This is a genomic window from Candidatus Nitrospira salsa, assembly GCF_965152625.1.
On the sequence record NZ_CBCUCO010000001.1, the window covers coordinates 40,153 to 54,820 of the forward strand.

Below are 14,668 nucleotides of genomic sequence, written 5' to 3' on the forward strand. Positions count from 1 at the left end.
ATGCTAAGTGAAATCTTCTGCGGTATATTTTCTTCAACGAAAGGAGCAGAAGATGGCTAGACGATCTCGACGTAATCATTCCCCGGCGTTTAAGGCGAGGGTGGCCTTAGCGGCGGTCAAGGGGGAGCGTACCTTGGCCGAGTTAGCGGAGCAGTTTGCTGTCCATCCCAATCAGATCCAGGATTGGAAGAAGCAGTTGGTCACGAAGGCCGAGAACGTGTTTGGAGCTGGGATGGTAGAAGCCGCTACACAAGAGCAGGTACAACAGAAGTTACATGCCAAGATTGGGCAGTTGACGATGGAGAAGGATTTTTTAGCACACGCGCTCGGGCACGGCCGATGAACGAGCGCAAAGCCATGCTGACCTCTCAAACAGGGTTCTCGGTCACCCGCCAGTGTCAGTTGCTGGCGGTGCCCCGCTCCAGTGCCTATGCCCGTGCTCAGCCGGTGTCATCTGTAGACCTTGCGTTCATGCGGCTTCTCGATGAGCTGTATCTCAAATGGCCCTTTTATGGGAGTCGGCGTTTGTGTGATGCGCTGCAACAACGAGGGCATCGTGTCAATCGCAAGCGGGTACGACGCTTGATGCGGCAGATGGGGTTGCGAGCGATCTATCCGAAGCCCCGGACCAGTCAAGCTGGCAAGGGACATAAGATCTATCCTTACCGACTGAGAGGGCTTCTGATCACGCGTCCCAACCAGGTCTGGGCGAGTGACATTTGCTATATTCCGATGGTGAAAGGGGTTCATGTATCTGACGGTGATCATGGATTGGTATTCGCGGCGGGTCTTGGCTTGGCGCATCTCGAATACCCTCGACACTGAGGCCTGTGTCGAAGCCCTAGAAGAAGCTCTGGAGCGCTACGGAACACCAGAGATCTTCAATACAGACCAAGGGGCACAATACACGAGTGAGGCCTTCACGACAGTCCTCCAGGCCCATGGGGTGACCATCAGTATGGATGGGAAGGGCCGTTGGGTGGACAATGTCTGGGTGGAACGACTGTGGCGCAGTGTAAAGTACGAGGATGTCTACCTGCGTGCGTATGAGACACCAGCCGCGCTGCGAGCTGGCTTGACGGACTATTTCATGTTCTATAATACGGAACGCCGTCATCAGGCATTGACCCGACAGACACCCGATGCCGTATATTTCGCGCAAACACAGATTGAACCAGCAGCGTAAGGAGAGGCAGAACTTTCACATATCGGGCTGTCCAAAAATTGGGGGCCACTTCTGGCTGGCGGAGCCCACTATTCTTGAGCGGGCTCCTTTAATCGAGAGAGGAATGTATGAGGGATCAGGAATCTTGTTGATGGTCATCCTGAGAAGCGAGCATTTCATGTGCTTGATTTTCGTGCCAGACAACTTTGTCTGCAGTCTGCCTTAGCTCATTAATCAAATTACCTTTCCATAGTCGCAGTCCTTGACGCTTAAATCCTTTTGTATCCAGGTAAGGTTTTTGAGAAAATTTATCGATTTTCGTTTGAATTTCGTCAATTTTTGCCTCGAGATTTTCAAATGTTTCCTTGGCAGCTCTAACTTTTTCGACATGATTCTCTGCCGTCCATGATTGCATGGTTTGAAGTTTATCCGCGTCATATGGCACAGCGTTATCGCTTGTCGCCCAGGCTACGGAATGACCCATCGCAAAGCCTACTACCAAGATGAAACTAAGAATTGTTGCTTTCATATCTATATACTCCTTTCGTTCTTCTTCTCAACTTCATAGGATTTTTGCTATATACTTAACCTATCTGCCTTATTTAGTAATACAATATGAGTACCAGATAATAATATTAACAAAAACAACAATTTATGGAATAATAAAATAAAACATACTGTAATCATGTTACATCTAAAGTTACATTAATGTAGCACATATGTATCACATGTAACGTGCTGTTTCTTGTCAGAAATCAGGACTGCTAATAAGGAAGGCTACTTGATTCCAAGGCGAGAGAGCCGACGATAGAGGGTGACTCGACTGATTCCAAGAAGTTTGGCCGCGGCACTCCTATTTCCACCAGTTTTCTCTAACGCGGAAAGAATAGGGTCGCCCTGCTCTTCTATCGGCGCGTTCTTCCCTCGAGTAATTTGAGGCAGGTCATGCTGATCCAGAACTTCTGGAGGAAAATCATGAGGCTGTAAGGTAGGCCCACGAGAACGAATCACGGCAAATTCGATGGCATGTTGGAGCTCTCGAACATTTCCCGGCCAATTATGGGCGACAAGCAGACGCACAGCTTCGTGACTAATCTGATTTACCGGACGTCCGGTGGAGGCCCGACATTGCCCCAAGAAAAAACTGGACAAAAGCGGAATATCTTCTCGCCGTTCACGCAACGGGGGCAGAAGCACTCGACCGACCCGAATGCGATACAGAAGATCAGCACGAAACGCTCCAGCTTCAACATCGTTTGCTAAATGATGATGTGTGGCAGCTATGACTCGAACATTGACTTTTCTGAGCTTTGATTCTCCCAAACGCGTCACTTCTCGCTCTTGTAAAACACGAAGCAAGCTCGTCTGAATCGATAAGGGAATGTCGCCGATTTCGTCCAGAAATAGCGTTCCCCCTTCGGCCGCTTCAAACAGACCCGTTTGATCTGATACGGCTCCCGTAAACGCCCCGCGTTTATGCCCAAAGAGTTGACTCGCCACAAGGGACTCCGTGAGACCAGCACAATTGACGGCCACAAAAGGCATGTCTTTTCGGTGACTGGAGCGATGAATGGCACGAGCCACCAGCTCTTTTCCTGTTCCAGTTTCTCCTTCGATCAACACCGTCGAATCGACACGCGCCAGTTCATGAATTTGCTGAAAAATAGCCTGCATCCCTGGGCTTTTCCCAATCAAGTCCTGAAATTTTCCACTTTCACCGAGAAGTCGGCGCAAGTCTTCCACTTCCGACGCATCATACAGATAGAAAATTTTCTGGTGTGGGTCCCGTGGATCGTCACAAATATCGACATTCGCCCAACAAATGCGACCTCCAGGCACATTCGGCATTTTCACCAAAGTACTTTCACGTTTATTCGGAGGTTGCTCCACGACTTCTTCAAGTCGAGAGAGGTATTCCGTGTCTCCAAATAGTTCCCTCCAATGTTTTCCCACATATCGTTCCGAACGTTTTTGACACAACTGTTGAGCCGCACGGTTGAGAAAAAGAATGTGACTTGAACGATCCGTAAGCGCCACACCAATGGACAGTTGATTCATCATGGCTTGAAGATCATCATGGCTTTGTTGGAGTTTTCCAATAACCTGTTCAAGACGTGCTTCGATCTCCGTCCGTTGTGCGATTTCTTCAGTCAACAACTTGTTCGCCTGATAGAGTTCACTCGTCCGCTCCCTCACACGCGCTTCCAACTCATCATGCGCCATTCGAAGTGCGGCCTCTGCCTCTTTCAATACGGAGATATCTTTGGCAAACGTGGCAATTCCCGTTGGTTGCCCTTCTTCATCCGTGAGAAGCGACAGGGTGATGAGAACAGGAATACGCTTCCCGGTCTTTGATTGCCGAATACCTGAAACATTCCGAACAACCTGCCCCTTTTTGCAACACATTCGATGTTCTTGCACGTTGCTCTGATACTCGACGGGAATAAGAACCGTAATAGGTTGTCCAATCAATTCATCGGCATCCCATTCATACGCACGTTCCGCTTCGGGATTCACAGAGGTAATAATCCCTGCCAAATTTTCAATAATAATTGGATCCGTCGCATCCCTATAGACTTTAGAAAGCCCACGCAGTGCATCATTTGATCGCTTTCGATCCAAATGAATCGTCAACATCTCAGCCAAAGAATCAATGAGATTTCGCTCTTCAGCAAGGAATGGTCCCTCAACCTCCAGAGGGCGCTCTTCGAGATACACCACTTCTAAAGAACCAAAGATGTTCCCCTGACAAACGAAATCGGCATGTTGGACCCAAGAAGTGGCTTGATAATTTGGAGTGGCGATTTCAAGCTCACCCAAACGTATGCGGGCAGCCGTAATATCTGGATATTGCCAGGAGTCGGGAAGCAAGGACACGATCTTCGTCAAGAGTTCTTCCGTCGACCCGCCGTCTTCTTGAAAGAGACGAGCTGTCGCATGGAGGGCTGTGAGCTCTTTAACACGCTCGCCTAAATGATGAAGCGCTTGCTGAAGCTGTTCAGCGGTTACTGAGGCCTGGTCACCGGATGGGAAGCTTGACATAATATGGGAAATAGAAAAATATAAAAAAGGTCATATGGAGTGCTCAAGTTTACAACAAATACACCTATAAGTTCACAACAAAAACCGTGAGATCTCATCAATTTCGCTAGGTCCTGCGCACCCTTAGGTCAAGAATCTCTCATCATCCTTCCCGCATGATGAACGTGAAAGACTGACGAGACATAGACATTCTTTCATCATGAGCAATTTTTTTGTCCGTTGAGCCAAATTTTCTGGCTCGTTATAAGGGTAAAGGAAATGGCAAATGGTGCTCTGACATGAAATCGGCTTGCCATACATAACTGTATTTGCAGAGAATTTCAGTTTATAGTAACGATTTTTCCTGTGGGCGCTTCAATAATTACCGAGGCGTAAGATCTTACTGACCCTGAACAGAAATGCATGTCAACATGAGCTTGAAAACATGGCTTACAAACACGAATTTGTTTTATTTTCACTCTGTGACAGAGTTAAACTTACTAACTTAATGATTTGATGAACGTTTCCATTTTTAGCTTACAGGTATTTATTATGAGGAGGTTTTGAGTCAATGAACACTTTCCAGGCATCGATTTCCCATTCCGTAACATTTAAAGCATGTTTCTTTTCTCTTTTGTGTCTGCTGATGACAGCTGGCTATTCAGATACACTCCTGGCTTCAGAATCATTAGTGAAAGCGGGCTGGATCGAAGAAGTACGTATTTTCCCGGGAAACTTACGGATGGTTGCTAAACTCGATACCGGTGCAGAAAGCGCATCCATTCATGCTGAGAATATTGACCGTTTCGAACGTGACGGGAAACCGTGGGTTAAATTTACAGTCATAGATCGAACGAATAAAAACCTGGTCCTTGAGCGTGAAGTCCAACGAATCGTGAAAATCAAACGACACAAACAGAAAGCAGCAGAACGACCCGTCGTTCTGTTAGATATTTGCCTTGGCGACACCCATAAGGAAGCCGAGGTAAACTTGGCTAACCGTAGTAATTATGAATATGAACTCTTGATTGGGCGAGTGTATCTCAACAATCATTTCACTATCGATCCTTCGTCGAAACGGAACCTTGAACCAAACTGCAAAGATTCTGCATCTGAGTAAATCCTAACGACTGAAAATCTTAACAAATTTTTTCTGCGCTTCCGCTCCTCACAATGAAGAATGAGGACCCTCTAACGTGTAATACATATCAAAGATCAAAAATTAAACAGAAAAGGCTCCGGCATTCATCTGCCGGAGCCTTATAATTTCCACGTTCTCTATACAATTTAAAATTTAAGCAAACGCCCCTGACATTACTTAATCATGCAATCTTTGCGTAATTCTTTCCGTGTTATGCTGCGTAAAGTTTCACCCCTTGCGTTTCTTTACTTCGCAGCCATCTGTACAGAAAGGGCTTCTCGTATTTCTGCAGATCCGAACTGAGCCAACTGCATGAGACCTTCATCGGACATTTCGTCCTCAGCACCAAACATTGACTCATAATTTGATTGCGCAAAGCCAGTGAACTCATCATGCCCTTGAGCAGGAACGTCTAACAACGCTTCCAATGATGAGAGATACTCTCCACCCCCTTGAGCCACATCTTGCTGTAAGTTCAAGGCATTGTGCTTTGCAAACATTCGAGCTCTTTTCACGCGACCATTGGCCGCGGAATGACTATTACCTGAGGTGCTAGAGACAATATCAGTTGTTGCATGCGTCACAGCATCAGTGATATTCACGGTTGTGTCAGTCGTCGCCTCAAGAATCAAACAGGCATTCAAGCCGAATCCCATTACACACAAGACACTCAGTAAGAATAATTTCTTCATTATGAACATAACCGTCCTCCCCATTAGTTATGAATGAATAACACTCGGATTATGAATACGTACAGATCATTTGGTGCAAATGGTGCAAATCCAATACTTTGCAACTTGAATAGAATGTCTCCACCCCATAACGTTAGCTTAAACGAGTCAAGACGTACAAGTAACTTACCAACCTCCCACGACTCGCACATTGGATAAAAAGAACAATACTTCCTGGCTCTTGTCTAGAAGAAATCTTTTACTTGAGCTATCGTTCATGAACTCCCGTATTCAGGAAAAATGAAAATCTGTGACTTTCTAACGAAAATTATGAAAAGTCACTCTTTGTCCATATGAATCAATGGGGGGCACTGCTTGCGAAACGTGTAAGACGGAATAAAAATTACCCTTAGGCAAAACTTGATATTCATGTCGATCATTCCTGAAAATTCGGTTCTCTGAGAGAGGAAAAAGCCAAGTTGACCATCTTCTGTAACATGACGTAGACTTCAAGCCATGGTGAGTCGTGATTCCGCGAATCACTGAACCCTCTATCTGACAGGAATCCACCTCATTTCAGTGAGAGGACCTTATCCATCCACTTCATAATCAAGCGAGGCATATTATGGCACTGCGGTTAGGCGATGAAGCTCCGAATTTCACGGCAGAAACCACGGAAGGTAGCATTAATTTCCATGAATGGCTTGGTGACGGGTGGGGCATTCTCTTTTCTCATCCAAAAGATTATACGCCAGTATGTACCACTGAGCTTGGGGCCATGGCGAAACTCAATGATGAGTTCAAAAAGCGCAACGTCAAGGTATTGGCCATTAGCGTCGATCCTCTTGATTCTCACAAAGGTTGGGTAAACGATATTAATGAAACCCAAGGCTGTACCGTTGGCTATCCAATTATTGCAGACCCTGAAAAGAAAGTGGCGAATCTGTATGACATGATTCATCCCAACGCGTTAGATAACATGACGGTTCGTTCTGTTTTTGTGATTGGACCGGATAAAAAGCTCAAACTAACGTTAACGTATCCTGCATCCTGCGGACGAAATTTTGACGAGTTGCTTCGAGTGGTCGACTCTTTACAGTTGACAGCCAAACATAAAGTGGCGACCCCAGTGAATTGGAAGGATGGGGAAGATTGCATCATTACACCGGCTGTCACTGATGCTGAGATCCCATCTCTCTTTCCAAAGGGCCATCGCGTTGTGAAGCCTTACCTGCGATACACTCCACAACCAAATAAGTAGGAAATGATGAAACAAAAAAAGAGCCGCTGTTGAGCGGCTCTTTTTTTGCGTTTACCACTTGTGGAAGCGCTTTATTTTCTCAAGAACTTGTCACATGTGACAAGTTCAAGAAACATCGCTAGAGATATTTCAACCATTTCCCTACTTATTGTTGATGGGTCTCGAACAGAGAAACCTTCATCTGATAGACACGACGACACGGGCGACATCTGAATTGAACAGAATCTGTCTTCACATTCACCTGACTCACACGCAAATCAACTGCGTGGTCAGCCATACATTGCTCTAAGCTCTGAGACGCACCGACCTCGGTAAACGGTTCATCGCCAATTTGACTTTGACATACGGTCACCTGAAGGCGATGTCGCATATGACAGTTGGCACACACGATACCAACCTTTTCTGGAAGGGCAACCATTTTCACGCTCAACGACAGTGGATGCACGGCAAAGCACTGCTGAATAAATGCCGGACTTTTAAAAATAGGCATCGTGCTTTCCTCGCAAACTTGTCGTTCGTTTTCTACCGTGCACAAATCGGCTTTTCGTCATAACGTTCTTAGAGACAATGCCTTTGCGATCATGTTGGTACTTACTGACTCCCAAATGGATCTTCTGCTTTTTTCAGTTGACAAAACTTGCGAGTCCACTCTCTGAGTATACGTTCCTCATCAAACAACAATTCATAACGCAAACACACAATACGTTCTCTCGGAGCACCGCCCTGGTCCCCCTTCCCGACTAAAGACGCAACGGCATCACCAACTTCTGCAACGCCGGACCCAAACCCCTTTAATCCGGAAGGATCAAGTTCACCTTCTGGAATGGCTACCCGATAAATCCATGTGGTGTTTTTGTCCAAGAGTGAATGTTCGACTATATGCGGTTTCCCAAATTTTTCACGTACCTCAAATTGCGTCTGTTCATCGACGGCATCATCGAAATATCGGTCACGCCAATGGCTGCAGCTTGTCAGGAGACATCCGACTAATACGACAACACTGCATTCCAAGAGCGTAGGTATTTTTTTTGAGTTAACGAATATACCAGGCATCAACTTTGCGTCACAGCTTTGGGTCTTTCTTGTTTTCAGACGCTCGCATAAACGATCGAATTAACGCAAACAATTGGGCGACCATCCCCGTCACGATAAGCCCTAGTGCGGTCGGCAACCACATGGAATCAGGATAATCAAGACCGTGCATCCCCAAAACAAACCCGAGAGCAATACACACAATCCCGACAGATCGCGCGATTAGAACCTCTGGTCGTTGTCCAAGCATACCATGTGGCTTTCGACAATGTAGAAGGCTTACCCTTTCGTCAACTTCCGGTAGCGGATACGATGTGGCTGTTCAGCGGACTTACCTAGACGCTTTTTTCGATTAGCCTCATAGTCGGTATAATTCCCTTCAAACCACACCACCTGACTATCACCTTCGAACGCCAGGATATGCGTCGCAATACGGTCGAGGAACCAGCGATCATGGCTGGTGACAACCGCACAACCCCCAAATTGCTCCAACCCTTCTTCCAAGGCACGAAGCGTATTCACGTCAAGATCGTTCGTGGGCTCATCAAGCAAGAGCACATTAGCCCCTTCTCTCAGCATCCTGGCCAAATGAACACGATTACGTTCTCCTCCGGAAAGATCCTTCACTTTTTTTTGTTGATCAGAACCCGCAAAGTTAAACCTGGACACATACCCTCGCGAATTGACTTCGGCTTTTCCTAACATGATGGTCTCTCGATCATCGGAAATCACTTCCCACACCGTGCGATTGCCATCAAGCGTTCGATCCTGATCAACATACCCAAGCGTGACTGTCTCGCCAATCGTAAAATCTCCAGCATCAGGTTTTTCGGCTCCCATGATCATCCGAAACAGCGTGGTTTTTCCTGCGCCATTCGGCCCAATCACTCCCACAATCCCACCTCGAGGCAGCGTAAATGAAAGATCTTCAAAGAGATTCTTGTCGCCAAATGCTTTGTGAAGACCTTTCGCTTCGATGACCACATCTCCTAACCGTGGCCCCGGGGGAATATAAATTTCGAGGTCCTGACTTTGTCGATCTTGCTCTTCACTTACGAGTTCTTCATAGCGCGTCACCCGTGCTTTGCCCTTAGCCTGTCGGCCTTTGGGGGACAAGCGAATCCACTCCAACTCCCGCTCAAGAGTTTTTCGTCGTTTAGACTCAGCCTTCTCTTCTTTTTCCAAACGACTTTGTTTCTGTTCAAGCCACGACGAATAATTGCCTTGAAAGGGCATACCCTGTCCACGATCTAATTCCAAAATCCACCCCGCAACATTATCGAGAAAATACCGATCGTGGGTCACCGCAATGACCGTGCCCTTATACTGTTGCAAATGCTGCTCTAACCATTGCACCGATTCTGCATCAAGATGGTTGGTGGGCTCATCGAGCAGCAAAATATCTGGCTCTTGAATCATCAGTCGACAAAGTGCCACACGACGACGCTCCCCACCGGAAAGTTTATCCACTAGCGCATCTGACGGCGGACAACGGAGTGCATCCATCGCAATCTCGAGTTCATGCTCAAGCTCCCATCCGTTTGCGGCTTCGATCTTTTCTTGCAATTGCGCTTGTTTCTCGATCAACTTTTCCATCTCGTCAGGAGACAGCTCTTCAGCAAATCGATTACTGACCGTTTCATATTCCCGGAGAAGTTCAATGACCTCGGCCCGACCTTCCTCGACAACTTCTTTAACCGTTTTACCGGGGTCAAGTTGAGGTTCCTGTTCAAGCAACCCCACGGAATAGCCTTTCGAAAATGTGATCTCGCCAAGATAATCAGAGTCGAGCCCGGCAATGATCCGAAGCAGCGTACTTTTTCCCGATCCATTCAGTCCCAAGACCCCAATTTTGGCTCCATAATAAAATGACAAGTAAATGTCTTTAAGAACCTGTTTTTTGGGTGGGTGAACACGACCCACGCCAATGAGCGAAAATATGACCTGCTTATCATCAGTACCCATCTCATTGTTTTCCTTTAACGGTTTCTGGTTAAGAAACGGATTCAATGCTCCGGGCCCCAACCTTACCAAAGGCCGTGGCGATATCACAAACACGGCAGATCTCTCTTTACAGCAACTCTATCGCGTCGAAGACATACTTTATGGTACTTCAGGGTGAAGGACTGATTGTGCAAACGTCAAAATGAAACTTTCAAAATCACGAGTAGGGCTTTTCCCTAACTCATCACTTTTCATTTTGCAATTTGCACTTTAACATGCCTTTTCCGTGAAGATTATTCACCAACATTCCAGGACTATTCAAAAAAAGCTCTTGACCACTTGTCGTTCTTCCGATACATAGAAGTATGCCACTCCCTCCCATCAATTTTTGTAGTCAATGCGGTTCAACGGTAGAACAGAAAATTCCTCAGGGTGAGGACCGGCTCAGAGCGGTCTGTCCAAACTGTCAAACCATTCATTATCAAAACCCAAAAATTGTGGCAGGCTGTATTCCAGAATGGGAAGGACAGGTCCTCATGTGTCGTCGCGCCATTGAGCCTCGCTTAGGGCTTTGGACGTTCCCTGCCGGGTTTATGGAAATGGGAGAAAGCTCTGAAGAGGCTGCGGCTAGAGAAACACAAGAAGAGGCATTGGCTGACGTCCAGATTACGTCGCTCTATGCAGTGTATTCGTTGCGCCGTGTCGATCAGGTCTATATCATCTATCGCGGAGAACTACGGAAACGTGAATTCGGCGTCGGAGAAGAGAGCCTCGAAGTCCAACTTGTTTCGCTCGATGATATTCCCTGGGAACAGCTTGCCTTTCCCGTGATTCATGAAGCTCTCACCCGTTATGTGCACGATCGCGAGCAGAAAAGATTTGGAGTGCATTTCGGATCCATCGCGCCCATGACACAAATGCCTGCTTACGAATCTCCTCCTCAATAAGACCGTCCTTCAGCAATTATCACCGTGTGCGACCAGAATGTTGCTCAAGTGCCAGTAAGGACTGCTTAATAGGTAACCCGCCTCCGTAACCCACTAACTTCCCATTGGCTCCAACGACCCGATGGCATGGAACGATGATGGAAATCGGATTTTGTCCATTCGCAGCTCCCACAGCCCGTGAGGCACGAGGGTTTCCAATTTGCTTTGCGATCTCTCCATAGGAAACCGTTTTCCCATAGGGAATCCTTCGAAGAGCCTTCCACACGCCTTGCTGAAAATTCGTTCCCTCCGGAGACAGCTTCACCGTAAATCTTGTCAGGCAACCCTTAAAATACGCTTCCAACTGAGAGATAACGAGTTGAAACGGTTTCCGATCTTTTTCCCATTGCGGATCAATCGCTTGAGGATGCCGACCATCCTGAAAGCTGAGAATCTTCAAGCCTTGCTCATTCCCGACCAACAACAGTTCGCCAACCGGACTCCGAAGAAGTTCATAGAACACTGTTCGCGTCTTCTTCACACTAACGCCTCTTGCCTATGGAAAGTTTCGACAATACTTGCCGACGCTCCTCTTGAAGTTTCTTTCTGGCCTGAAGCGGATCAGAAATGATTCGCTCAGACGGAGGGACCAGAAATGTCTGGCCTCTCAATATCCCCGACTCTTTGACTTTGTGAGCCAACGTTCGGCCACGCCAGGGATTATACAGCGGATCACCCACAAGCACCATTTGCCAACTCATATGGCGAGTGGAAAGATAGAACGCTTCAACCAATGAATAATGTCCTGTCAGCAACAATCCGAAGAAATCCGTCGGCAATGGAAAGGCATCAAGATAAGGCTCTCCAATTGGTCCAAGCGTCGCGGTGATACCTCGTTCCAATGCATTTTTACACCACCCACGCTCCATCGGATCACGAAGACTGACCGCTTCGCCTGACGCTATATGATAGCCAATTGAACCAGGGTTAAAGCTAAAGGCATCTTCATAATGCCTGAGGCGATACCAGCCAACATACAGTGCAACACCAGGAGCCTCACCCGACTGGCTAAATCGTTTTTGCGTGTTTTCGAGTATGACTGGGTATGAAGAATTTTTTTGCACCGCGTTGCTGAGCCTGCGTATATCTCGATCATAATGGCCATAGCTCAATGGTTGGTCGGAATCCATTCCCCGTGCATCAAAATAGGCGTTTCCTTTCAACCCCTCCTGTTCTGCCAGGATCGCATGATCAATCATTTGCTTGACTAAATTTGGACTCGGTCCATCAAGACGACTTACTAACATGACGGGAAGACTCAATGACGGCTCTTGAGCCCGCACAGGATACCATGCATACAAGGGGTTCGGAATTTTTCCAGACGGATGAGCGAATGTTCGATCCCACCACAGTAAACTCAATTCACTATCAACGCTCGCATCTGCTGAAGCAAAACTGAATCGTTGTATTTCTTGATTCGCAAAACGAAGAACGCCACTCACACCAAAATGTTTTTGAACGACCTGATAAGCACGCTCTCTGCCTTTATCAGACGGAACATCCAACAATAACGATACAAGGTGTTCAGCCGAACGAAGCTGAGCACGAATGTTTGTTAGTGGTGCGTCCATTAACGTCGCGGTCTTTTCTGACAAGTGCTGTAAGATCTGAACTTTTCCTGCCAACCCATTTACTCGTTGAATGGCTCTCCCGAGGACAAGGTCATGAGCTTTCCTACTATTTGCATCTTCTAATTGCTCAAGACGATGATACGCCTCTTGAATAGCCTGATTGACTCGCTGAATCAATGAATCAATAGCTCGTTGATCTATGGTGGAATCACTGGGTTGAGCTGACGATTGTGAAGGAACTGATTGGGACTCCTGAGTTGCAATGTGCTCGATATCGTTCTTGAGCTCTTGAAGAAACTCGACAGAAGATTTCCTCCATGCCTTGGCATCTTCTAACCATATCTTTTCTTGTGATGAAGGACGTGGAGCTCTGACACGAAGGGGAATACCGTACGTTGTCACGATCACTCGGACTTTGGAGGCGAGGTTTTTGACTTTGAGAGCGGCTTGAATAGGCTGAACAATGGCCTGTTCATATTCTTCTCGACTGATCGTTTCTTTTGTCGACGTATCCAGTTCAAGGATATGGGATGCGGGTATTCCTCGTTTCTGAGCGTAGTGTCTCGCAACGGAATCGCTTCCATGACTATTCTCATTCGACACAATCACAATCTGATTTGGGCTCATTTCAGCAAAAGCCGGTTCCTGTAGAAAGGCCATCACCATACAGGTGAATAGGCCCATCCACCAGAGTGCATTGAAAGAGTACCTTAGCAGCGTTTGCAGACTCGTTGCTCGAGAATCGTATCTCGTATGTCGCGAAAAGTCAGGAGAGTTTTTACAAGATGTGAGAGAGAAATGACATATCACGGACTTGGCCTTACTAGCTCGTCTTACATTCTACACGTTAGAACATTGCTGAATATCGTGTGTGGTGTCACAATTGTTTCGGTAGTACCTTGAGCTTTGTCTGAGTAACTTCTTTTGAATACTCATAAAGTTTAGGTTATTTTTGGTAATTAATCTTATCACATACCTGGGGAAACGCAGATGATTCCATCCACCATCCAGGTCTTCATCTGTTCTCGCAAAACTTCAGTGAACGCTCCATTCAGGTAACTACCTTGAATATCAGGAATAGACCAACTCATACCCCCTCAAAAGGCAGGATTGAGAGGGGGAGGGGTCGTCTCCGTACAGTACCAGCGAGTGATGCGTAGAGCCGACACCCTGGAGGACGACACGTGTCTTTATTTTTTTTAGAAACAAAGGAGATATGCGAAAGTCAAGAATCTGGATTCCCATCATGGCGTTAATCATAAGGGCTCGGTTTGGCAGCACCCGCGTCAGCAGTCACAATCTCTGGATCTGGAGATGGGGTCCTCAACAAAACTACCATCAATAATACCATCACGGAGTCGCGGTTCACGGAAGTCATGGTGACCGATGTGAACGGAGTCAGTGGCCTCTTCACCGCGCCCGATCCATTCATGGCCCCATTGACCAGCGATCCCACAAGCGCACTCTCACAGGCCTTTGCTAGTTTAGGTGTGCCCAACCCCGTGGATTTTTCCACCTTAGTCACCACCACCATTGATATTTCCAATTTTCAGCGAGTGGAAACCGTCGTGACGTTCAGCGAGACCTCAGGGACCGTCTTTATCGGTGACCTAGGTGCCCCCTGTGATATTATAGTCCTGACAGGGCAACTCAATGTCACGACGACCAACACGACTCATATCATCGATGCCTTCCGACTGAATGTCACGCAAGACCTCAACGGTGGTGGCGGGCCCGGGCCTGGTCCAGCTCCCATCCCCGAACCCTCGACAATGTTACTGCTCGGTTCGGGCCTCGCAGGCTTAATTGGCTGGCGGCGATGGCAACACCCCCATGCTTCGTCATAGACGCTTTCGCTCCCATGCGTCAGAATGAC

Annotated in this window: 14 protein-coding genes and 1 pseudogene; 5 read left to right on the top strand and 10 right to left on the bottom strand. The window is 47.1% G+C overall.

Features of this window, described 5'->3' with window-relative positions; genetic code table 11:
• Positions 1-52: 52 nt before the first annotated feature.
• Positions 53-1,186: pseudogene (locus ACWQXP_RS00160) on the top strand (IS3 family transposase).
• Positions 1,187-1,301: 115 nt separating this feature from the next.
• On the opposite strand, the gene ACWQXP_RS00165 reads toward ACWQXP_RS00160, so the two are convergent.
• Positions 1,302-1,694: a hypothetical protein gene (locus ACWQXP_RS00165; protein ID WP_454060809.1), complete on the bottom strand. Its 393-nt coding sequence runs from the start codon at positions 1,692-1,694 to the stop codon at positions 1,302-1,304.
• A 248-nt stretch (positions 1,695-1,942) separates the two neighbouring features.
• Positions 1,943-4,207, bottom strand: a complete 2,265-nt coding sequence (locus ACWQXP_RS00170) for a sigma 54-interacting transcriptional regulator (RefSeq protein WP_454060810.1) — start codon at positions 4,205-4,207, stop codon at positions 1,943-1,945.
• Positions 4,208-4,757: 550 nt separating this feature from the next.
• Between ACWQXP_RS00170 and ACWQXP_RS00175 the strand changes: the two genes are divergently transcribed.
• On the top strand, positions 4,758-5,306 hold the full coding sequence (locus tag ACWQXP_RS00175) for an ATP-dependent zinc protease family protein (RefSeq protein WP_454060811.1): 549 nt from the start codon (positions 4,758-4,760) through the stop codon (positions 5,304-5,306).
• 266 nt (positions 5,307-5,572) lie between these two features.
• Here the strand turns inward: ACWQXP_RS00175 and ACWQXP_RS00180 are convergent, their stop codons facing one another.
• Positions 5,573-6,019 carry a DUF3015 family protein gene (locus ACWQXP_RS00180; RefSeq protein WP_454060812.1) on the bottom strand — a complete coding sequence of 149 codons (447 nt, stop codon included), beginning with the start codon at positions 6,017-6,019 and terminating at the stop codon, positions 5,573-5,575.
• 604 nt (positions 6,020-6,623) lie between these two features.
• On the opposite strand from ACWQXP_RS00180, the gene ACWQXP_RS00185 reads away from it, so the two are divergent.
• Positions 6,624-7,259, top strand: a complete 636-nt coding sequence (locus ACWQXP_RS00185; protein WP_454060813.1) for a peroxiredoxin — start codon at positions 6,624-6,626, stop codon at positions 7,257-7,259.
• A gap of 145 nt (positions 7,260-7,404) precedes the next feature.
• Here the strand turns inward: ACWQXP_RS00185 and ACWQXP_RS00190 are convergent, their stop codons facing one another.
• The 4 genes from ACWQXP_RS00190 to ettA all read right to left on the bottom strand — a co-directional run bounded on the left by ACWQXP_RS00190 (position 7,405) and on the right by ettA (position 10,256).
• Positions 7,405-7,749, bottom strand: a complete 345-nt coding sequence (locus ACWQXP_RS00190; RefSeq protein ID WP_454060814.1) for a hypothetical protein — start codon at positions 7,747-7,749, stop codon at positions 7,405-7,407.
• Positions 7,750-7,850: 101 nt separating this feature from the next.
• Entirely contained in the window at positions 7,851-8,312 is a 462-nt protein-coding gene (locus ACWQXP_RS00195; protein WP_454060815.1) for a hypothetical protein, read from the bottom strand.
• Positions 8,313-8,322: 10 nt separating this feature from the next.
• Positions 8,323-8,541, bottom strand: a complete 219-nt coding sequence (locus ACWQXP_RS00200) for a hypothetical protein (RefSeq protein ID WP_454060816.1) — start codon at positions 8,539-8,541, stop codon at positions 8,323-8,325.
• 29 nt (positions 8,542-8,570) lie between these two features.
• Positions 8,571-10,256 carry an energy-dependent translational throttle protein EttA gene (gene ettA / locus ACWQXP_RS00205; RefSeq protein WP_454060817.1) on the bottom strand — a complete coding sequence of 562 codons (1,686 nt, stop codon included), beginning with the start codon at positions 10,254-10,256 and terminating at the stop codon, positions 8,571-8,573.
• Between the two features lie 359 nt (positions 10,257-10,615).
• Here ettA and ACWQXP_RS00210 point away from each other — a divergent pair, with 359 nt between their 5' ends.
• The gene (locus tag ACWQXP_RS00210; protein WP_454061121.1) at positions 10,616-11,182 is read left to right on the top strand and encodes an NUDIX hydrolase; all 567 of its coding nucleotides are present in this window, start codon (positions 10,616-10,618) and stop codon (positions 11,180-11,182) included.
• 19 nt (positions 11,183-11,201) lie between these two features.
• Here ACWQXP_RS00210 and ACWQXP_RS00215 read toward each other — a convergent pair whose 3' ends face one another.
• From ACWQXP_RS00215 to ACWQXP_RS00225, 3 genes are all read right to left on the bottom strand, one after another.
• On the bottom strand, positions 11,202-11,702 hold the full coding sequence (locus ACWQXP_RS00215) for a methylated-DNA--[protein]-cysteine S-methyltransferase (protein ID WP_454060818.1): 501 nt from the start codon (positions 11,700-11,702) through the stop codon (positions 11,202-11,204).
• A gap of 1 nt (position 11,703) precedes the next feature.
• Positions 11,704-13,458 carry a TIGR03790 family protein gene (locus ACWQXP_RS00220; RefSeq protein ID WP_454060819.1) on the bottom strand — a complete coding sequence of 585 codons (1,755 nt, stop codon included), beginning with the start codon at positions 13,456-13,458 and terminating at the stop codon, positions 11,704-11,706.
• A gap of 302 nt (positions 13,459-13,760) precedes the next feature.
• The gene (locus ACWQXP_RS00225; protein WP_454060820.1) at positions 13,761-13,883 is read right to left on the bottom strand and encodes a hypothetical protein; all 123 of its coding nucleotides are present in this window, start codon (positions 13,881-13,883) and stop codon (positions 13,761-13,763) included.
• Between the two features lie 180 nt (positions 13,884-14,063).
• On the opposite strand from ACWQXP_RS00225, the gene ACWQXP_RS00230 reads away from it, so the two are divergent.
• The gene (locus ACWQXP_RS00230) at positions 14,064-14,639 is read left to right on the top strand and encodes a PEP-CTERM sorting domain-containing protein (protein ID WP_454060821.1); all 576 of its coding nucleotides are present in this window, start codon (positions 14,064-14,066) and stop codon (positions 14,637-14,639) included.
• Positions 14,640-14,668 lie beyond the last annotated feature (29 nt).

Coding starts and splice junctions, on each gene's coding strand:
- ACWQXP_RS00165 (WP_454060809.1), bottom strand. CDS start 1,694: ATGAAAGCAACAATTCTTAGTTTCATCTTGGTAGTAGGCTTTGCGATG.
- ACWQXP_RS00170 (WP_454060810.1), bottom strand. CDS start 4,207: ATGTCAAGCTTCCCATCCGGTGACCAGGCCTCAGTAACCGCTGAACAG.
- ACWQXP_RS00175 (WP_454060811.1), top strand. CDS start 4,758: ATGAACACTTTCCAGGCATCGATTTCCCATTCCGTAACATTTAAAGCA.
- ACWQXP_RS00180 (WP_454060812.1), bottom strand. CDS start 6,019: ATGAAGAAATTATTCTTACTGAGTGTCTTGTGTGTAATGGGATTCGGC.
- ACWQXP_RS00185 (WP_454060813.1), top strand. CDS start 6,624: ATGGCACTGCGGTTAGGCGATGAAGCTCCGAATTTCACGGCAGAAACC.
- ACWQXP_RS00190 (WP_454060814.1), bottom strand. CDS start 7,749: ATGCCTATTTTTAAAAGTCCGGCATTTATTCAGCAGTGCTTTGCCGTG.
- ACWQXP_RS00195 (WP_454060815.1), bottom strand. CDS start 8,312: ATGCCTGGTATATTCGTTAACTCAAAAAAAATACCTACGCTCTTGGAA.
- ACWQXP_RS00200 (WP_454060816.1), bottom strand. CDS start 8,541: ATGCTTGGACAACGACCAGAGGTTCTAATCGCGCGATCTGTCGGGATT.
- ettA (WP_454060817.1), bottom strand. CDS start 10,256: ATGGGTACTGATGATAAGCAGGTCATATTTTCGCTCATTGGCGTGGGT.
- ACWQXP_RS00220 (WP_454060819.1), bottom strand. CDS start 13,458: ATGGTGATGGCCTTTCTACAGGAACCGGCTTTTGCTGAAATGAGCCCA.
- ACWQXP_RS00225 (WP_454060820.1), bottom strand. CDS start 13,883: ATGAGTTGGTCTATTCCTGATATTCAAGGTAGTTACCTGAATGGAGCG.